The following is a 17,019-nucleotide window of genomic DNA, read 5'->3' as shown; positions in this document are numbered from 1 at the left end:
GACGGCGGCGATCCGGTGCTCCTGATGATGGCCGGCTACGGGCGATCGGGGAGCAGCTGGATACCCTGGCTGGACCGGGTGGGTCCGCTCCCGTTCCGGGTCGTGCTCCTCGACCACCGCGGCACCGGCGAATCGGCGCGTACGTGGCGGCCGTACACGATGGCGACGCTCGCCGATGACGCGGCCGAGGTACTCGGGGACGCACGCGCGATCGTGGTGGGCGACTCGATGGGCGGTATGGTCGCGCAGCACCTCGCCCTCCGGCACCCGCACCGGGTCGCCGGGCTGGTGCTGTCGGCCAGTTCGGCCGGCGGCGGCGCCATCTCGCCGGAGTTCCTCCGCTCGCTGCCAATCACCGTCGCGGCCGCGTTGTCCAAGGACGTCCGCGTGTGGAGGAAATGCGACCGTTTGCTCGTCCACGAAACAGCGGATCCGGAGCTGCTGGCGCCTCTCCGGGCAGTTCAGCGGCAGGAGCCGTATTCCCGCCTCAACTCCCTCTTGCAGGCGATCGCGATGTCGGCGCATCGCACTGCCCGTCGCCTGGGAGCCGTCCACGTGCCGGTCGAGCTCATCGTCGGCGCCGGCGACCGGGTGCTCTCGCCGCGCAACTCACGCGTGCTGGCGGAGCGCCTCCCCGACGCGCGGCTGACGGTCCTGCCGGACACCGGTCACGCGATCGCCTTCGAACGGCCGATGGAGATCCGGCACGCCGTCAGGCGGCTGGTTGCCCGCTCGGGTCTCTGATCGCCGCGCGAAAGAACGCCGCCCGGCACAGTAGCGGCACCAGCAGCACGCTGTGCAGCACGAACTGCCCCCAGGCCCCGCGTTGGCCCTGGTAGGAACTCAGGTAGGTCCGTTCGCGATACACGACGTGGGACAGCTCCTGCGCGAGCGTGCCGGCGACGAGCAGCCCGGCCGGGACGAGCCAGCCGAGCGGCGGGAGAACGAAGTACGCGGCCAGCACGACACCCACGTACAGGATCGACATCAGCGCCGTCTGATCGGGCGCCGTGTACGCGCAGAAGAACGCGTAGAGGGCCGCGGCAAAAGCCACCGCGGACGGCGGCGCGGACGCGCCGATGAGGCCGAGGATGCCGAGCAGGCCGATCCCCGTGGTGACGAGATGGACGACCACGTTCCCGGTCCGCTGGTGGAAGCGGGCGAAGTCCCGGTACGTCGCCTCGAACCGATAGCTGTCCCCCAGGTGCCGCCCCGCCACCTCCTGGCACAGGACGAGCAGGTAACAGACCACGTGGGCGACCAGCAGCGGCCACCACGCCGCGCGGAACGGGGCATGCAGCGCGAGCCCGGCGAACCCGATGAGCTTGCCGGCGATCATGGGGTGGGGGATGACGCCGTACGGGAATCCCGAGACCCGGCCCGGCGCAACGATGCCGAACTCCGCCCCGAAGTACGTCCGGTCCGCGCCGAGCCGCAGGAACGCCAGCCCGGACAGCCCGAACCCGGCCGCCGCGACCGCGAGCGACGGCACATCGAGCCCCATCCGCCCGTATTGATAGAACAGAGTGCCGAGCGCGATCAGCTGGAACAGCGTCGCGTCGCGCGCGAACTTCCCGGGCTCGACCGCCCGGAACGCGTAGGCGACGAAGTAGAGGAAGTAGTGGACGAAGCTGAAGACGTAGGTCCGCTCGACCGGTTGCCCCGCGGTCACCTGCCAGAACAGGAGAATGACGAGCAGGTTGAGCACGCCGACGTACCGCAGGAACAGCGGGTAGAGGAACGTGCCGCCGTTTACCACGGCGCCGAGGAACTTGCCGATCGCCGACTGCGGATTTTTGCTCGCGAGGAAAAGCTGCCGCGCCCGCCGGTTGTAGGTGTCGTTCCACCCGGCGAAGAGACCACGGACCGGCCCGATCCATTGCGGGGCGACCGCGTAGTGCACCTTGAGACAGATGCGGCTGTCGTCCAGAAGTTCTTCCTGGTCGCCGCTCTTGGTGATGTAGTGGATGTCCCGGTTGTAGTCGAACCAGCAGAACTGCCCCGTGCGCAGCGTGCTGGCCCGCTTCTGCGCCACGAACACCGTCGCGACGCGGTCGTTCCCCCGGATCACGACCAGGCACCGCAGGAGGGTCAGGAACGGGAAGAAGCCGAACGGCCCGTCGATGTGGTGCTGGAGAAACGCGTTGTCGGAGCCCTTGGCGCCCATGTTCGAGACGTAGACCTCGTCCATCGAACTGACATTGTGGACGGTGCAGCCGGGGAAGGCCTCGAGGATGCTCTCCCGGATCGCGGCCGACTCCGCGAGCGCGCCGAACGCCTCGCGCTCGGCCGGCGGCAGCTCCGCCTCCCAGACGTGGAAGGTCTCGCGCCGATCCAGCTCCTTGCTGTCCACGAAGGACAGCAGCGTCTCGAGGTGGCCGGCGTGCGCCTCCTCGACGGATCCCATCCCCGGCTTCATGCCGTACTTGTATCACCCTGGTTCAGGGCGCGACCATCCCCGCCGAGAGATCGATGTCGGCGGCGCAGAGGCCGGGCATGTGCAGCATGGCGATGGCGGCTGCGGCCACCTCGTCCTCGGTGAGCATGCGGTGCAGGGCGGCGCGCGAGACGAAGGCCTCGTGGGCCTGCTCGTAGGTGGTGCCGGTGCGTTCGGCCTCGAGGGTGAAGTTGCGGGTCATCCGCGGGCCCTCGACCGGACCGGGTGAGAGCGAGTTGACCGAGACGCCGGCCGGGCCCACCTCGTAGGCCAGTGTTCTGGTCAGGCCGATCACGGCCATTTTGCTGGCGGTGTACGGGGTGCGGCGGATCAGCGGGCGCTTGCCGCTGACCGAGGCCACGTTGATGACGTCGCCGGAGCCCCGGGCGACCATGGCGGGGAGGAAGGCCCGGCACATCAGGTAGATACCGCGGACGTTGACGGCGAAGACCTCGTCCCAGTCGTCCGGTTCGATGTCGGTGAGGGCGGCCACCGGACCGGGGATGCCGGCGTTGTTGATCAGGATGGAGATCGTCTCGCCGCCGAGGGTGCCGGCCAGGGCGGCCACGCTGGCCGGGTCGGCGACGTCGACGGTGGCGGCGACGACCGAGGGCCCGGCCACCTCGTCCAGCCGCGCCCGGTTGCGGCCGGCCGCGATGACCCGGACGCCCTGCCCGGCCAGGGCGAGCGTGATCGCCCGGCCCAGGCCGTTCCCGGCACCCGTGACCAGGGCGGTCCGGCCCGCCAGGGTCATGCTGTGTCCTCCTTAGGCATGCCCTTCTGGCCCTCGCCCGCGGCGCCCCATCCAACCGCCCCACCCGCCGCCCAGAAACGGACTGAAGACTCGTTCGGTGCGGCTGGGTGCCGCTCGGTGCAGGCGGTCACGCCGCGTCGTCCTCGAGCAGAGCTACCGCGCGGGTCGGGCCGCCGTGGGCACCGATCACCTTGAGCGGGAAGCCGATGAACGTGAAGCGCCTGCCGATCAGCTTGTCCAGGTTCGTCAGGTTCTCGTAGTGGGTGATGTGGTGCCGGCGGCACATCATGTGGCAGGGGTACGACTTGCTGGTCGGGTTGTCGGGGGTGGGGCTGTCGACGCCGAACGTCTTCACGCCGTGCTCGACGATCCACTCGCTGCCGGTTTCGCCCAGGCCGGGGAAGTCGGAGAGGTACTGCGGCTGGCCGGCGTAGCGACCGTGGGTGCCGGTGTGCAGCAGCAGGATGTCGCCGCGCTCGACGGTGACGCCGCCGGTCTCCTGCGCCGCGTCCAGGTGCTCGGCGGTGATGTCCTGGTGGGCCGGCACGTGCGAGACGTCCAGGCAGACCGCGGGACCGTAGAACAGGTCGAGCGACATCTGGTCGATGCTCTGCGCGGACGGGTCCGGGTCGAGGTGCGAGAACGAGTCGACGTGGGTCGGCCCGTTGTCGTTCATGATGATGCCCTTGGTCTGGAACGAGAAGCCGCCGACAAACCGCAGCGCGGTCTCCTCGTGCGTCGCGTGGTCGAACACCACGGTCTTGAGGTGCCCGGGGTACACCTGCATGCCCTGGTAGATGTCCTGTGACAGGTCGACGAGCTGCACGACGCGCTCCTTGAAGGTTGAGGTACCGGAACCCTAGGTTCGTCCGGCGCCGAAGGGACTCCCGTCGACCAGCAGTTCGCCGCCCGCACACTGACGGCTCGCGACACCCGGGCCGGCCCCGGACCGCCCTACGGTGACCGGATGACGACAGCGAAAACGGTCGGCGTGGTCGGACTGGGCATCATGGGGTCGGCGATCTCCGGCCACCTGCTGACGGCCGGCTTCGACGTGCTCGGCAGCGACGTGGATCCGGCCGCGGTGGACGCGCTGGTGGCCCGCGGCGGGCGGGCGGCCACGCTTGCCGATCTGGCGCGCGAGGCGGACGTGGTGGTGACGTCGCTGCCCGGTCCCGAGGCTGCGCTGGCGGTGTGCGGCGAGCTGGGCGGCGTCACCGTGGTGGAGACCTCGACGCTGTCGCCGGCCGTCAAGAACCGGTGCCGCGAGCTGATCGAGGCCGCCGGAGGCACGCTGCTGGACTGCCCGATCAGCGGCACCGGCGCCCAGGCCCGGACCCGTGACCTGGTCGTGCTGGGCAGCGGCGACGCCGAGGTTTTCGCGACCGTGCGCCCGGTGCTGGAGGCTTTCGCCCGTTCCGTGCAACACCTGGGCGCCTTCGGCAACGGCACCACGATGAAGCTGGTGGCCAACCTCCTCGTCTCGATCCACAACGCCTCGACCGCGGAGGCCTTCGCCCTGGGCACCGCCGCCGGCCTCGACCCCAAGCTCCTGTTCGACGTGATCCGCGACGGCGCCGGCGGCTCGGTCATCTTCGACAAGCGCGGCCCGCTCATGGTCGACCGCACCTACCGCCCCGCCACCGCGAAGGTGTCGATGTTCCTCAAGGATGTCGCCCTGGTCCGCGAGCTGGCCGGCACGGTGGGCGTAACCACCCCCGTCCTGGACGCCACGCTGCCCCTCTACGCCCGGGCCGCCGACGAGGGCTGGGCCGACGCCGACGCGGCCGCCCTGTTCGAAATCCTCCGAGGTGACGAGCGATGAGACTGGCCCACGCCGAATCCCTGGCCGACGCGACCCTGAAACACGCCCGCGAGATCGGCGCCGCCCCGCTGGCCGTCGTGGTGCTCGACGCCGGCGGCCACCCCGTCGTGGTCAAGCGCGAGGACGGCGCCGGCATCCTGCGCGTCGAGATAGCCACGGCCAAGGCCTACGGCGCCCTGGGCATGGGCATGTCCTCCCGCGAGATCGCAACGCGCGCCGAGCGCCAGCCGGTCTTCTTCGGCACGCTGGCCGCGGTAACCGGCGGCCGCCTGGCGCCCGCCCCCGGAGGCGTCCTGCTGCGCGATGCCGCAGGCACCGTCGTGGGCGCAATCGGCGTCAGCGGCGACGTGTCCGATGTGGACGAGAGATGCATTTTAGAGGGTACGCGCGGCGCCGAGCCGGACGGACCAGTGACCGACCGAGCGGGTGACTGAGGCCGCACCCGGCCGCACTGGGAAGCGAAGGCGATCGCGGAAAGCGGTCGGGGGCTGGCTCGGTCAGGGGTCGTTGCGGCGCAGGGAGCCGACCACCAGGCGGTCGATGCTGACGTCCAGGGCGCGCTCGTCGCCCACGTCGGCGAAGACGCGGAGCATGTCCTTGATGTCGGCGTGCACCCGCGGGCTGTGCGAGCGCAGCTCGGTGACCATCTCGTCGACGCGCTTGGTCAGGGCCGACGGGGAGTCGGCCACCTCGTTGAGCAGGCCCAGTTCGACCGCCCGGGAAGCTTCCAGGGGCGAGCCGGTCGCGGTCAGCCAGAAGGCCTCGCGGCGGCCCACCACGCGGGGCAGCCAGGCCAGGACCAGGGCCGGTGCCAAGCCTATGCCCACCTCGGGGAAGCGGAACGTGGCCTCACGGACCGCGACGGCCACGTCGAAGGCGGCGATCAGGCCCACCCCGAAGCCGGCCGCGTCGCCCTGCACCTCGGCCACCGTCACCAGGCTGGTGCGCTGGGCCGAGCGGGTCAGGGCGGCCAGCGCCGTGGCTTCGGCTCGGATCTCGGCGGGGGTGGCGCCGCCCCGGTCGCGGCCCAGGCAGAAGACGTCGCCGGTGGCCCGGAAGCGCAGCACGTGGGCGCCGGAGGGCGGGTTGTCCAGCACCGCGGCCAGTTCGGCGCAGAGTTCGATGCTGAACAGGTTCTGCGGGGGGCGCGAAAAGGTGGTCAGCAGCACGCCGTCGGCCAGGTCGAAGGTGAGCATCAGTTCAGCCTTCCGGTCGCTACTCCGCCGTACCAGTCGATGTCGTCGGGGGCCGTGCGGACCGTGACCGCGCGGACGTAGGTGAAGTCGTGGAACGACTCCCAGCCGCCCTCCCGGCCGGTGCCGCTCTCCTTCAGGCCGCCCCACGGCGAGGACGGGTCGAGGCGGTGATGGTCGTTGACCCAGACCATGCCGGCCTCGATCCGGGACGCCACCCGGTGGGCCCGGGCCACGTCGCGGGTCCAGATCGCCGAGCCCAGCGCGAACGGGGAGTCGTTGGCGATTGCCACGGCCTCGTCCTCGTCGTCGAACGGGATCACCACGACGACCGGGCCGAAGATCTCGGAGCGGGCCACGTCCATCTCGTTGGTGACGTCGGCCAGCACCGTGGGCTGCACGAAGAAGCCACCGGACAGGCCGGGCACCGAGGCCGCGCCGCCGCCGGTCACCACCCGGGCGCCGGCCGCCACGCCGGATTCTACGCAGCCGAGGATGCGGTCCCGGGCCCGCGCCGAGATCACCGGCCCCAGCTGGGTGGCCTCGTCGTTCGGGTCGCCGATCCGGATGCTCTCGGCGATCTTCGCGAGCGACGCCACGAACTCGTCGTGGATGCTGCGCTGCACCACCAGGCGGCTGCCGGCGATGCAGGTCTGGCCGGCGCCGATGAAACCGCCGAACGCGGCGCCGCGGGCGGCCACCTCGACGGGGGTGTCGTCGAAGATCAGCACCGGGGACTTGCCGCCCAGTTCGAGGGTGGTCTTGGCGAAGCGCCGGGCGGCCGCCACCGCGATCGAGCGGCCGGGTTCGGTGCCGCCGGTGAAGACCACCTTCTTGACCAGCGGATGTTCGCAGAGGGCGGCGCCGACCACCGGGCCCAGGCCGTTCAGCACGTTGAGGACGCCGTCCGGAATGCCGGCCTCGTGGGCGATGTCGGCCAGCAGCATCGCGGTCAGCGGGGTCTGCTCGGACGGTTTCAGGACGATCGAGTTTCCGGTGGCCAGGGCGGGGGCCAGCGACTTCGACGCGATCATCATGGGGTGGTTGAACGACGCCAGGATCGTCACCACGCCGAGCGGCAGCCGGGACGTGTACGAGTGGTACGGCCCGGGCATCGGCACCACCGCGTCCCGGTCGGCCAGCAGCAGCGAGGCGTTGTAGCGGTACCACTCGGGCAGGCGGGTGATCTGGGCGCGGGTCTCGGTGAGCGGGCGCCCGTTGTTGGCGGTCTCCAGGCGGTACAGGTCGGTCATCCGGGCCGCGATCCCGTCGGCGAACCGGTGCAGGATGCGGGACCGTTCGTGGATCGGCATCCGGCTCCAGGCCCCGGAGTCGAACGTCGCCTGGGCCACCCGGACGGCCTCCTCGACGTCAGTCGGGTCGGCGCTGTCCGCCACCGCCAGCACGCCGCCGGTCGCCGGGTTGACCACGTCGAGCCGCGGTCCCCGGCCGGTCACCACCCGGCCGCCGATGCGCAGCCCGGTCGGCAGCGGCCCCGAGGAAAGCTCCAGCGTTGTCATGACCTGGACATTAGGCGCGAGAAAAAAGGCGGTCACTGACGCCGGACGTCATTCACCGGCGGCGGAATCACAGGACACGCCAGTGTGCGCTGCCAGATCCCGAACGAGACTGCGGTTTGACCAAGAGGAAAGCGAGGCCACGCCGTGAGACTGGGTTACTTCTCGATGCCCCTGCACCCGCTCGGCCGCACCTGGGCCGAGACGCTCCGGGAGGACCGGGACGCCGTGATCCTGGCCGACCAGCTGGGCTTCCACGACGCGTTCATCGGGGAGCACCTCACCGACCAGCACGAGAACATCACCAACAGCCTGCTGTTCCTCGCGACGCTGATCTCGGACACCCGGCAGATCCGGCTGGCCACCGGCACCACCAACCTGTCCCAGCAGCACCCGGTGCTGGTCGCCGCGAACTCGGCGATGTTCGACCACCTCAGCGACGGCCGGTTCATCCTCGGCATCAGCCCGGGCGCGCTGACCTCGGACGCCGAGGCGCTGGGCATCCTGGCCGAGGACCGCAACAAGATGTTCGCCGAGGCGATCGACGTGATCACCGCGATCTGGGAGTCCGAGGCGCCGTACGACATCGACCTGCCGGACAACCGCTTCACGGTGACCACCGCCAGCACCATGGACCTCGACTTCGGGGTGGGCATCCTGCCGAAGCCGCTGCAGCAGCCGCGCCCGGAGATCGTCGGCACCGTGGTGGCGCCGTTCTCCAAGGGCGTGATCGCGATGGGCAGGCGCGACTTCCACCCGCTGTCCGCCAACTTTTTGCTGCCCCAATGGGTCGCCACCCACTGGCCCAACTACGTGCAGGGCAAGGAGGCCGCGGGCGAGGTGGCCGACCCGGCCGACTGGCGGATCGCGCGCACCGTCTTCGTCGCGGACGACGCGGCGGTGGCCGAGGCGTACGGCCGCGGCAATGCGGACAGCCCCTACCGCTTCTATTACTCGCAGATGCTCAAGAAGATGCGCAAGCTGGGCCGGCTCGAGCTGTTCAAGACCCGGCGCGACCAGCCGGACGACGAGGTCACCCTGGACTACGTGCTGGACAAGCTGGTGATCACCGGCACGCCGGAGTCGGTCACCGAGCAGATCCTGTCGTTCCGCGAGGAGGTCGGCGACTTCGGCGAGCTGGTCTACGCCGGCCTCGACTGGGTCGACCCCCGGCTGGCCAAGCGCTCGATGGAGCTGATGGCGCAGAAGGTGATGCCGGACGTCAACGCGGCTCTCTCGTGAACCAGGACCGCCTGCCGCTGCCCGCCGAGCTCACCGCGGAGCAGCGGGCGGCGGCCGAGCGGATCTCGTCCGGCCCGCGCGGCGGCGTCTTCGGCCCGTTCGTGCCGCTGCTGCGCAGCCCCGAGCTGATGACCCGGCTCCAGCTGGTCGGCGAGTACCTGCGGTTCGGCAGCGTGCTCGACGACGACCTGGTGGAACTGGTGATCCTGTACGTGGCGCGGCGGTGGGACCAGGATTTCGAGTACGGGTTCCACCAGCCGCTCGCGTTGACGGCCGGCCTGCCCGCCGACGTCGTCGAGGCGGTGTCGCGCGGGGTCCGGCCGAGTGGCGGGCGGCCCGAGATCGGGGTCGTCTACGACCTGGTCGACGAGCTGCACGAGACCCGGCAGGTCTCCGATGACACGTACGCCGCGGCGGTGGCGGCGCTCGGCGAGGCGCGGGTGATCGAGGCGGTCGGCACCGCCGGCTACTACACGACGCTCGCGATGACCATGAATGTGGCGCGCACTCCCCCGCCCGACGGCGCGCCCCGGCTGCCGGCTCGGGAGGGCTCGTGACTATTCCGCTGGTTCTCCTGCATCCGCTGGGGGTCAACCCCAAATTCTTTGATCCGGTACGCGACCAGCTGCCGGACTCGATCACGCCGGAGCTGCCCGGACCGGCGGGTGCCACGGTCGAATACTTCGCCGGTACGGTCGAGGCGGCCCTGGCCGGGCACCAGCAGGTCGACGTCGTCGGCATCTCGCTGGGTGGTCTGGTCGGTCAGGTGCTCGCCGCCCGGCGGCCGGATCTGGTGCGCCGGCTCGTGGTCGCGGATGCCGTCGCCGTCTACCCCGAAGCCATGCGCGCGATGTGGCGGGACCGGGCTGCGGGCGTACGGCGCAATGGTCTTGATTTTGTGGTGGCGCCGACCGAGGCGCTGTGGTTCACCGACGACGCGCCGCCGGAAGCCCGGGAGCGGGTGCGCGAGATGCTGCTGGCCGGCGACCCGGACAGTTATGCCCGGACCTGCGAGGCATTGGCCGCGGCCGACACCACCGCCCTGGCCCCCTCGATCACCTGCCCGACGCTGGTCGCCTGCGGCAAGGACGACGCTCGCCCGTTCCGGGAAGCCGTCGACTGGTTCGCCGCAAATCTCCCCGACGCGAGCGTGGCCTGGCTGCCTGGAAAGCACGCCACCGCGTATGAACACCCTCGGGCGTTCGCCGGCGCGGTGACTCGCTTCCTCAGGTGATCCGCTCGATCTGACCGCTGCGGGCCGAGCGGGTGATGGCCTCGAAGGCGTCCGCGTTGGCCAGCATCTCGTCGTAGGAGACCGGATATTCGGCCTTGCCCTCGGCGGACTGCGCGAACGCCTCGAGGTTGGCCCGGACGCTCGGCTGCGGCGGGAAGAACTTGGTCTCCGGCTCGCCGCCCCGGTAGACCGTCGTGACGTCCCAGCCGCGTGGCAGTTCCGGGTGGTTGCGGTCCCGGATCTCCATCCAGCCGCGCGAGCCGAGCAGCGTGACCCGGCCGGCGAACGGCGTGGTCAGCACCGCGGTGATCAGCGCGGTCCGGCCGTTCGCGAAACCCATCGTCACGGTCAGCGTGTCGCCGTTGCCGAACGAGGTGGCGTGCGTGCCGAGCCGCGCCCACACCTCGGTCGGCCGGCCGAAGACCGCGATGGCCAGGTCGACCATGTGGATGCCGGTGGCCGACAGCGGCCCGACCGGCGCGTCGGTGGCGGACAGTCGCCAGTTGTCCTCCGGCAGGTCGAGGAACTTGTCCTGGCTGAAATTCCCTTCAAAAACAAGGGGTGCGCCGAGCTCGCCGTTCGCGCACATGTCCCGCAACTGCTGGATGGCCGGCTCGAAGCGCCGCTCGTGGCCGATGCCGAGCTGCACGCCGGCGGCCCGGACCGCGTCGATGGCGGCGCGCGCCTCGCAGCCGTTCGTGGTCAGCGGCTTCTCGCAGAACACGTGCTTGCCGGCCTGCGCCGCGAGGACGATCTGCTCGGCGTGCCTGCGGTGCGGCGTGCAGAGGATCACCGCGTCGATGCCGTCGCCGGTCAGCGCCTCGTCCAGCGAGGCGGCGGCGCGGATGCCGTGCCCGGCCAGGCCGGCGCGGGCCGGCTCGTCGACGTCGACGCCCAGCACCACGCGAAGGTGCTCGCTACCGGCCAGGTCGGTGATGATCTTCTGGCCCCACCATCCGAGGCCGACAACCGCTGCGTTGATCATGCCTATGAGTCAAGCCGGAACGCCGGACGGGCGTACTGTCCCGGACCGTCATATTCGGCGGCAGATGTGACGGCACACGTGAGTGTGTCGTCAGGTGTTCGCGTTGTGAGATGGCGGCATGGATGCACCCTCGGTAGACGCGGCGCACTTCCGGCACGTCGTCGGCCACCTCGCCAGCGGGGTCACGGTCATCACCACCGGCACCGGCGAGAGCCGCAACGGCATGACCGCCAGCTCGGTGACGTCGCTGTCGGCGGACCCGCCGATGATGCTGGCCTGCATCAACAACGCGGTGCCGACGGCGGAGGCGGTGTCGAAGTCGGGCCGCTACGCGGTGAACGTGCTCGGCGACGGCCAGGGCGAGCTGGCCCGGCAGTTCGCCACCGCGGCGGCCGACAAGTTCCGCGGCGTCGCGGTGCACCCGGGCACGCTCGGGCTGCCGCTGCTCAGCGACGCGCTCGCGCACATCGAGTGCGAGGTGGTGGAGGAGGTCACCGGCGGCACCCACACCATTTTTCTGGGCCGGGTACGCTCGGCGACCGCCGGCAACGGGCAGCCGCTCACCTATTTCCGGGGCGGGTTCGGCCGGTTCGCGTTCGCCAGCGACGACGAGGTCTACGGCCGGGCCCGCGAGCTGGTGCTGAGCCGGGCGTACCCGGCCGACAAGGCAGTGCCGCTGGAGGATCTGGCGACCCGGCTCGGCGTCGACCAGGCGGCCGCGTTCTATGCGCTGACCCGGCTGTCCTCGGACGGGCTGGTGCGCCGCGACGCCGACCGGGGCTACGTGATCGCGCCGCTGGACGTGCGCACGTCGGACGAGACGTTCGACGCCCGCCTCACGGTCGAACTGGGCGTGCTGGCGCTGGCCCTGGACCGGATCACCGACGACGAGGTGGCCGGGTTGCGCCGCCGCTTCGACGCGATGGCCGCCCAGCTGGTCGGCGACCGTTTCGTCGACTTCCACGGCTACCTGGACGCCAACTACGCCCTGCACGAGTACCTGGTGTCGCTGGCCGGCAATCCCCTGCTGACCGCGACGTTCGGCCGGCTCAGCATCAAGAGCGTGATGACCCGCTCGTTCGGCGCCACCCCGTCGACGTCGCAGAAATTCGTCGAGGTCCAGGGCCGGCTGGTCGACGCGATCGCCCGGCGGGACGCGGACGGCGCCCGCCAGGCCGCGATCGACTACTGCGAGGCGGCCAAGGAGCGGGTCCGCGAAATCTTGTCGCTGACCGGCGGCCACCTGTAGCTTTCGCCGGGTGGGTGGTGGTGTTCCGGTCGTCGGTGAAGACCATACCGGGTGCCACGGACTGCGGTTCGAGACGCGCCGGTCCGACTCGCCGTGGGTCGACGCCGTGTGGACCTGCGCGAGCGAGCGGGTCAGCGCGATGACGTCGGTCGCCGGGGCGCGGTGGGGCCTGGTGTTCTGGGAGCACGAGGGCCGGTCGCATGCGGGCATCACCGGCCCCGAGACCCGCACCGGCACGGCGCCGGTGCCGGAGGGGGCGACGTTCACCGGCATCGAGTTCGCGGTCGGCACGTCGCTGCGGGCGGTGCCCACCGGGACGCTGGTCGACGGCGGCATCGGGCTGCCCGACACCACCCGCCGGACGTTCCGGCTGGACGGCGCCCGCTGGGAGACGCCCGGCCCCGACGACGCCGAGGCCCTGGTCGACCGCCTGGTCCGGGGCGGGATCGTGGTCCGGGACCCGCTCGTCGCCGAGGTGCTGCGCGGTCACCACCCGGCGGTCTCGGGGCGCACCGTCGAACGCCGGTTCCGCGCCGCGACGGGCCTGACCCGGGGCGCGGTCCGGCAGATCGAGCGGGCCCGCACCGCGGCCGAACTGCTGGCGGCCGGCGACCCGGCCGCCGACGTGGTGGCGAAACTCGACTACTTCGACGAGCCGCACCTGGCCCGGGCGCTGCGTGCGTACGTCGGGCGTACGGTCGGCCAGCTGCGCGAGGGCACCGGCGGTGCGATCGCCCTCGACCTCGATCAGCGCTTGACGTCGTAGACGAGCTTCAGAATCCCGTTCGGGTAGCTCTCCGACTCGCGCAGCGTCAGCATGTGCTTGTCCCGGTCGGCCCGCCCGAACAGGCTCTTGCCCGCACCGAGCAGAACCGGGAACACCAGCAGGTTGTACTGATCGATCAGCCCCGCGTCGGACAGCCGCCGGGCCAGCTCCGCACTACCGTGTATGAAGATCGCCCCACCCGCTCCCTCTTTGAGAGCCGCGACGTCCGCGGTGGAGCGCAGAATCGTGGTCGGCCCCCACCCGTCGACGAGGGCATCCTCGGACAGCGACGAAGACACCACATACTTGGGCAGCTCTTTATAGCCAGCGTGATCTTCCGACCTAGGCCAGACCGGGGCAAAAGCCTCATAACTGCGTCGCCCAAACATCAGCGCCGTCGTGTCGGCCAGCTCGTCGCCCTTCAACGACCAGGCTTCCGGCACGAACTCAAGGTCCTTGAACACCCAGCCGCCGCTGCGGTGCTCCTCCCCCGGCCCGCCGCCGGGCGAGTCCACCACGCCGTCGAGCGACATGAATCCGGTGTAGACGAGGTCACGCATGGTGCTGACTCCTCCTGCTGGGTGCGGGCTGCCGGCTACACGCTAGGTCACGCCCACCCCACCCGTCTTGGACGGAAACGACATCACCCTCGGCCAATCGCCTGGGCCCCCGCACCCCCCGAGGACCCCACCGCCCAGCGCGATCCGTAGGAAACGGCTCCCCACGAACTCAATCAGGGCTCGTGCCAACCCTAGAATCCGCCCGATCTTGCAAAATTAACGACTCGACGGGAGCGCAACTCCGCACGATTGAAGCCCCGCCTACCGACGAATCCCGAGCACGCCTCATCCCGGAATAAGTTAAGAATCCCGGTTTCGATGCCACTTCATTGTTAACGACACCTCAGACCGCAGCATGTGGCGGTTTGAAGCCTCCCCCCGAATGGGCGGCTCCGAAGGGCCAGAGCCTTCATCTCTCTCGCACAGCACCAACTCCAGAAACCACCTACAAACACGTCTCCTTCACTGTTCAGGGCACACCTGACTCGGCAAGATCGGGGCTCCGCTCCGGGGAGATGGCGGGCGGGCAGCGGCTGGGGGCACAGGGGTGACGGCGTGAGCGGCGGGACGCCAGGAAGCCGCGGACCTCGGAGCGGTTGTCCGCGCCTCGACGGGGTGTACGGCTGAAGGGTGCCCTGCCAGTACACGTTTCGGTAGAAACTCCCCGCGGTACCCGGGGCGCGGTTAGCTGGATCCATCGCTGTCGTAGAGGAGTTCAACATGCGTGGCACTGTTCTGCACGCCCCCGGTGACGTCCGGGTGGAGGACCTCGAGGTTCCCCGTATCCAGGCGCCGACCGACGCTGTCGTCCGGCTGTCCGCGGCCTGCGTCTGCGGCTCGGACCTGTGGCCGTACCGGGGCATCGAGAAGCTCGACGGGCCGCGGCCGATGGGGCATGAGTACGTCGGCGTGGTCGAGGAGGTCGGCCGGGACGTCGCGACCGTACGGCCGGGGCAGTTCGTGGTCGGTTCGTTCTTCGCCTCGGACAACACCTGTGAGATCTGCCGCACCGGTTACCAGAGTTCGTGCGTGCACCGCGAAGGGGTCGGCGGGGCCCAGGCCCAGTTCATGCGGGTCCCGCTCGCCGACGGCACCCTGGTCGCCACCCCGGAGCAGCCGCCGGACGACCTGATCCCGAGCCTGCTGGCCGCGTCCGACGTGCTCGGCACCGGCTGGTTCGCCGCGGTCGCCGCCCAGGCCGGGCCCGGTAAGACCGTCGCCGTGGTGGGTGACGGCGCGGTCGGCCTGCTCGGTGTGCTCGCCGCCCGCCAGCTGGGCGCGGAGCGGATCATCGCGATGAGCCGGCACGAGTCCCGCCAGAAGCTCGCCCTCGACTTCGGGGCCACCGACATCGTCACCGAACGCGGCGACGAGGGCGTGGAGCGGATCAAGGAGCTGACCGGTGGGCTCGGCGCGCACTCGGTTCTCGAGGCCGTCGGCACCCAGGAGTCGATGATGCAGGCCATCAAGTCGACCCGCCCGGGCGGTCACGTGGGCTACGTCGGCGTCACGCACGACGTACAGCTGCCCGGTCTTGATCTTTTCTTTTCGCACGTCCACCTGCACGGCGGCCCGGCGCCGGTCCGGCAGTACCTGCCCGAGCTGATCGATCTGATCTGGCAGCGGCAGATCGACCCGGGCAAGGTGTTCGACCTGCGGCTGCCGCTCGACGAGGCGCCGGAGGCCTACCGGGCGATGGACGAGCGCCGCGCGGTGAAGGTGTTGCTGCAGCCGTGATCATCCGGAGTGGTTCCCAGCCCGCCGCGCCCGGACCGGCGGAGTACTTCACCGGCGACGTCGTGGTCCAGCCGCTTTTCGCGGCCGGCGAGGAAGCGGCCGAGGAGGAAGCGGCCGAGGTGGGGGCGGCGTACGGCGGCGCGTACGTCACCTTCGCGGCCGGCGCCCGGTCGGCGTGGCACGTCCACCCGGCCGGGCAGCGCCTGGTCGTCACCGAGGGCGCCCGCCGCACCCAGCAGTGGGGCGGGCCGGTCGAGGAGATCCGGCCCGGCGACGTGGTCTGGTGCCCGCCCGGCGTCAAGCACTGGCACGGAGCGGGACCGGACGGCCCGATGACCCACCTGGCGCTCACCGGCGTCCGCGACGGCCGGAACGTCGAGTGGCTGGAGAAGGTCACCGACGAGGAGTACCGGGGCGCCTGAGCTTCCTTCGGTTCGCTTTCGGTGGTGGTTGGTGTCATGGGTGCCTGAGACGCGAAGCCTGCGACTAGGGAGACTCATGACTGACGTGGCGACCGACGCCGATGCGCGGCTGCTGGAGCAGACGCTGTTCGAGGTCAAGAAGGTCATCGTCGGGCAGGACCGGCTGGTCGAGCGGCTGCTGACCGCGCTGCTCGCCGGCGGGCACTGCCTGCTCGAAGGGGTTCCGGGGGTGGCCAAGACGCTCGCCGCGGAGACGCTCGCGGTGGCGGTCGGCGGCAGCTTCCACCGGATCCAGTTCACGCCGGACCTGGTGCCGTCGGACATTCTCGGCACCCGCATCTACCGGGCCAGCCGGGAGGCGTTCGACGTCGAACTCGGCCCGGTGATGGCCAACCTGGTGCTGGCCGACGAGATCAACCGGGCGCCGGCCAAGGTGCAGTCCGCCCTTCTCGAGGTGATGGCCGAGGGCCACGTCTCGATCGGCGGGCGCACCTACCCGGTGCCGCAGCCGTTCCTGGTGCTGGCCACCCAGAACCCGATCGAGAGCGAAGGGGTCTACCAGCTGCCCGAGGCGCAGCGCGACCGGTTCCTCATGCGGGTCGTGGTCGGCTACCCGGACGACCAGGACGAGCTGGGCATCCTGTACCGGATGGGCGGGCGGCGGCCGACCGCCCGGCCGGTGCTCGACCCGGTGCGGCTGCTCGGGTTGCAGGCCCGGGCGCGCGACGTCTTCGTGCACCATGCGCTGGCCGAGTACGTGGTGCGGCTGGTGCTGGCCACCCGCGAACCGGCCCGCTTCGGCGCCCCGGAGGTCGCCGGCCAGCTCGCGTACGGCGCCAGCCCCCGCGCCACCCTCGGTCTGGTGGCCGCCGCACGGGCCCTGGCCCTGCTCCGAGGCCGCGGCTATGTGCTGCCCAACGACGTGCTCGACGTGGCCCCGGACGTGCTGTCGCACCGGCTCGTCCTCGCCTTCGACGCGGTCGCCGACGGCGTGCAGCCGGAGTCCATCGTGCACCGTCTGCTGAGCACGGTGACCCCGCCGGTGATCGCTCCATCGCAGGAGAACACCGGTTTCGGGCTGGGGGTGGCGGCGTGAAC

General features: G+C 70.8%; 18 protein-coding genes. 11 read left to right on the top strand and 7 right to left on the bottom strand.

The window, feature by feature from the left end; all coding sequences use genetic code 11:
- Positions 1-24: 24 nt before the first annotated feature.
- Positions 25-744, top strand: a complete 720-nt coding sequence (locus Ari01nite_RS24625; RefSeq protein WP_275410873.1) for an alpha/beta fold hydrolase — start codon at positions 25-27, stop codon at positions 742-744.
- On the opposite strand, the gene Ari01nite_RS24620 is transcribed toward Ari01nite_RS24625, so the two are convergent.
- The 3 genes from Ari01nite_RS24620 to Ari01nite_RS24610 all read right to left on the bottom strand — a co-directional run bounded on the left by Ari01nite_RS24620 (position 713) and on the right by Ari01nite_RS24610 (position 4,017).
- On the bottom strand, positions 713-2,419 hold the full coding sequence (locus tag Ari01nite_RS24620; RefSeq protein ID WP_203784448.1) for a methyltransferase: 1,707 nt from the start codon (positions 2,417-2,419) through the stop codon (positions 713-715). The two genes, Ari01nite_RS24625 and Ari01nite_RS24620, sit on opposite strands and share 32 nt — an antisense overlap.
- 22 nt (positions 2,420-2,441) lie before the next feature.
- Positions 2,442-3,191, bottom strand: a complete 750-nt coding sequence (locus Ari01nite_RS24615) for an SDR family NAD(P)-dependent oxidoreductase (protein WP_203784445.1) — start codon at positions 3,189-3,191, stop codon at positions 2,442-2,444.
- Between the two features lie 127 nt (positions 3,192-3,318).
- Complete coding sequence (locus tag Ari01nite_RS24610) at positions 3,319-4,017, bottom strand: cyclase family protein (protein ID WP_203784444.1); 699 nt, start codon at positions 4,015-4,017, stop codon at positions 3,319-3,321.
- Between the two features lie 141 nt (positions 4,018-4,158).
- Between Ari01nite_RS24610 and Ari01nite_RS24605 the strand changes: the two genes are divergently transcribed.
- Both Ari01nite_RS24605 and Ari01nite_RS24600 read left to right on the top strand, forming a co-directional pair.
- Positions 4,159-5,016 (top strand): NAD(P)-dependent oxidoreductase, encoded by an 858-nt coding sequence (locus Ari01nite_RS24605; protein ID WP_203784442.1) that lies wholly within the window; start codon positions 4,159-4,161, stop codon positions 5,014-5,016.
- Positions 5,013-5,450 carry a GlcG/HbpS family heme-binding protein gene (locus tag Ari01nite_RS24600; RefSeq protein ID WP_203784441.1) on the top strand — a complete coding sequence of 146 codons (438 nt, stop codon included), beginning with the start codon at positions 5,013-5,015 and terminating at the stop codon, positions 5,448-5,450. The genes Ari01nite_RS24605 and Ari01nite_RS24600 overlap by 4 nt, the downstream gene beginning before the upstream one ends.
- Before the next feature lie 63 nt (positions 5,451-5,513).
- Here Ari01nite_RS24600 and Ari01nite_RS24595 read toward each other — a convergent pair whose 3' ends face one another.
- Both Ari01nite_RS24595 and Ari01nite_RS24590 read right to left on the bottom strand, forming a co-directional pair.
- Positions 5,514-6,212, bottom strand: a complete 699-nt coding sequence (locus Ari01nite_RS24595) for an enoyl-CoA hydratase/isomerase family protein (protein ID WP_203784440.1) — start codon at positions 6,210-6,212, stop codon at positions 5,514-5,516.
- Positions 6,212-7,729, bottom strand: coding sequence for an aldehyde dehydrogenase (locus Ari01nite_RS24590; protein ID WP_203784439.1), 1,518 nt, complete (start codon positions 7,727-7,729; stop codon positions 6,212-6,214). Before Ari01nite_RS24590 ends, Ari01nite_RS24595 begins: the two co-directional genes overlap by 1 nt.
- 144 nt (positions 7,730-7,873) lie before the next feature.
- On the opposite strand from Ari01nite_RS24590, the gene Ari01nite_RS24585 reads away from it, so the two are divergent.
- Genes Ari01nite_RS24585 through Ari01nite_RS24575 form a run of 3 tightly spaced genes read left to right on the top strand, consistent with a single transcriptional unit; the run spans position 7,874 to position 10,202 of the window.
- Complete coding sequence (locus Ari01nite_RS24585; RefSeq protein WP_203784438.1) at positions 7,874-8,968, top strand: LLM class flavin-dependent oxidoreductase; 1,095 nt, start codon at positions 7,874-7,876, stop codon at positions 8,966-8,968.
- Entirely contained in the window at positions 8,965-9,525 is a 561-nt protein-coding gene (locus tag Ari01nite_RS24580; protein ID WP_203784437.1) for a carboxymuconolactone decarboxylase family protein, read from the top strand. Before Ari01nite_RS24585 ends, Ari01nite_RS24580 begins: the two co-directional genes overlap by 4 nt.
- On the top strand, positions 9,522-10,202 hold the full coding sequence (locus Ari01nite_RS24575) for an alpha/beta fold hydrolase (RefSeq protein WP_203784435.1): 681 nt from the start codon (positions 9,522-9,524) through the stop codon (positions 10,200-10,202). Before Ari01nite_RS24580 ends, Ari01nite_RS24575 begins: the two co-directional genes overlap by 4 nt.
- On the opposite strand, the gene Ari01nite_RS24570 is transcribed toward Ari01nite_RS24575, so the two are convergent.
- Positions 10,195-11,187, bottom strand: a complete 993-nt coding sequence (locus Ari01nite_RS24570) for a Gfo/Idh/MocA family protein (RefSeq protein ID WP_203784434.1) — start codon at positions 11,185-11,187, stop codon at positions 10,195-10,197. The two genes, Ari01nite_RS24575 and Ari01nite_RS24570, sit on opposite strands and share 8 nt — an antisense overlap.
- Before the next feature lie 118 nt (positions 11,188-11,305).
- On the opposite strand from Ari01nite_RS24570, the gene Ari01nite_RS24565 reads away from it, so the two are divergent.
- Together Ari01nite_RS24565 and Ari01nite_RS24560 are read left to right on the top strand one after the other, a co-directional pair.
- Complete coding sequence (locus tag Ari01nite_RS24565) at positions 11,306-12,436, top strand: flavin reductase (RefSeq protein WP_203784433.1); 1,131 nt, start codon at positions 11,306-11,308, stop codon at positions 12,434-12,436.
- Between the two features lie 139 nt (positions 12,437-12,575).
- Complete coding sequence (locus Ari01nite_RS24560; RefSeq protein ID WP_203784794.1) at positions 12,576-13,202, top strand: helix-turn-helix domain-containing protein; 627 nt, start codon at positions 12,576-12,578, stop codon at positions 13,200-13,202.
- Here the strand turns inward: Ari01nite_RS24560 and Ari01nite_RS24555 are convergent.
- Complete coding sequence (locus Ari01nite_RS24555) at positions 13,184-13,762, bottom strand: dihydrofolate reductase family protein (protein WP_203784428.1); 579 nt, start codon at positions 13,760-13,762, stop codon at positions 13,184-13,186. The two genes, Ari01nite_RS24560 and Ari01nite_RS24555, sit on opposite strands and share 19 nt — an antisense overlap.
- A 720-nt stretch (positions 13,763-14,482) precedes the next feature.
- On the opposite strand from Ari01nite_RS24555, the gene Ari01nite_RS24550 reads away from it, so the two are divergent.
- The 3 genes from Ari01nite_RS24550 to Ari01nite_RS24540 all read left to right on the top strand — a co-directional run bounded on the left by Ari01nite_RS24550 (position 14,483) and on the right by Ari01nite_RS24540 (position 17,017).
- Positions 14,483-15,499: a zinc-dependent alcohol dehydrogenase family protein gene (locus tag Ari01nite_RS24550; RefSeq protein ID WP_203784426.1), complete on the top strand. Its 1,017-nt coding sequence runs from the start codon at positions 14,483-14,485 to the stop codon at positions 15,497-15,499.
- Positions 15,496-15,921, top strand: coding sequence for a (R)-mandelonitrile lyase (locus Ari01nite_RS24545; RefSeq protein ID WP_239162992.1), 426 nt, complete (start codon positions 15,496-15,498; stop codon positions 15,919-15,921). Before Ari01nite_RS24550 ends, Ari01nite_RS24545 begins: the two co-directional genes overlap by 4 nt.
- Before the next feature lie 76 nt (positions 15,922-15,997).
- Positions 15,998-17,017, top strand: coding sequence for an AAA family ATPase (locus Ari01nite_RS24540; protein ID WP_203784424.1), 1,020 nt, complete (start codon positions 15,998-16,000; stop codon positions 17,015-17,017).
- Positions 17,018-17,019: the final 2 nt, after the last annotated feature.

The organism is Paractinoplanes rishiriensis (genome assembly GCF_016862375.1).
Classification (GTDB): domain Bacteria; phylum Actinomycetota; class Actinomycetes; order Mycobacteriales; family Micromonosporaceae; genus Actinoplanes; species Actinoplanes rishiriensis.
Note: the sequence above shows the minus strand (reverse complement) of the source record. Positions and strands in the feature narration are given on the sequence as shown.

Excerpts from the sequence above, each read along its gene's own strand:
- Ari01nite_RS24625 (WP_275410873.1), top strand. The coding sequence starts at position 25 with ATGATGGCCGGCTACGGGCGATCGGGGAGCAGCTGGATACCCTGGCTG.
- Ari01nite_RS24620 (WP_203784448.1), bottom strand. The coding sequence starts at position 2,419 with ATGAAGCCGGGGATGGGATCCGTCGAGGAGGCGCACGCCGGCCACCTC.
- Ari01nite_RS24615 (WP_203784445.1), bottom strand. The coding sequence starts at position 3,191 with ATGACCCTGGCGGGCCGGACCGCCCTGGTCACGGGTGCCGGGAACGGC.
- Ari01nite_RS24605 (WP_203784442.1), top strand. The coding sequence starts at position 4,159 with ATGACGACAGCGAAAACGGTCGGCGTGGTCGGACTGGGCATCATGGGG.
- Ari01nite_RS24600 (WP_203784441.1), top strand. The coding sequence starts at position 5,013 with ATGAGACTGGCCCACGCCGAATCCCTGGCCGACGCGACCCTGAAACAC.
- Ari01nite_RS24595 (WP_203784440.1), bottom strand. The coding sequence starts at position 6,212 with ATGCTCACCTTCGACCTGGCCGACGGCGTGCTGCTGACCACCTTTTCG.
- Ari01nite_RS24590 (WP_203784439.1), bottom strand. The coding sequence starts at position 7,729 with ATGACAACGCTGGAGCTTTCCTCGGGGCCGCTGCCGACCGGGCTGCGC.
- Ari01nite_RS24570 (WP_203784434.1), bottom strand. The coding sequence starts at position 11,187 with ATGATCAACGCAGCGGTTGTCGGCCTCGGATGGTGGGGCCAGAAGATC.
- Ari01nite_RS24565 (WP_203784433.1), top strand. The coding sequence starts at position 11,306 with ATGGATGCACCCTCGGTAGACGCGGCGCACTTCCGGCACGTCGTCGGC.
- Ari01nite_RS24560 (WP_203784794.1), top strand. The coding sequence starts at position 12,576 with ATGACGTCGGTCGCCGGGGCGCGGTGGGGCCTGGTGTTCTGGGAGCAC.
- Ari01nite_RS24555 (WP_203784428.1), bottom strand. The coding sequence starts at position 13,762 with ATGCGTGACCTCGTCTACACCGGATTCATGTCGCTCGACGGCGTGGTG.
- Ari01nite_RS24550 (WP_203784426.1), top strand. The coding sequence starts at position 14,483 with ATGCGTGGCACTGTTCTGCACGCCCCCGGTGACGTCCGGGTGGAGGAC.
- Ari01nite_RS24540 (WP_203784424.1), top strand. The coding sequence starts at position 15,998 with ATGACTGACGTGGCGACCGACGCCGATGCGCGGCTGCTGGAGCAGACG.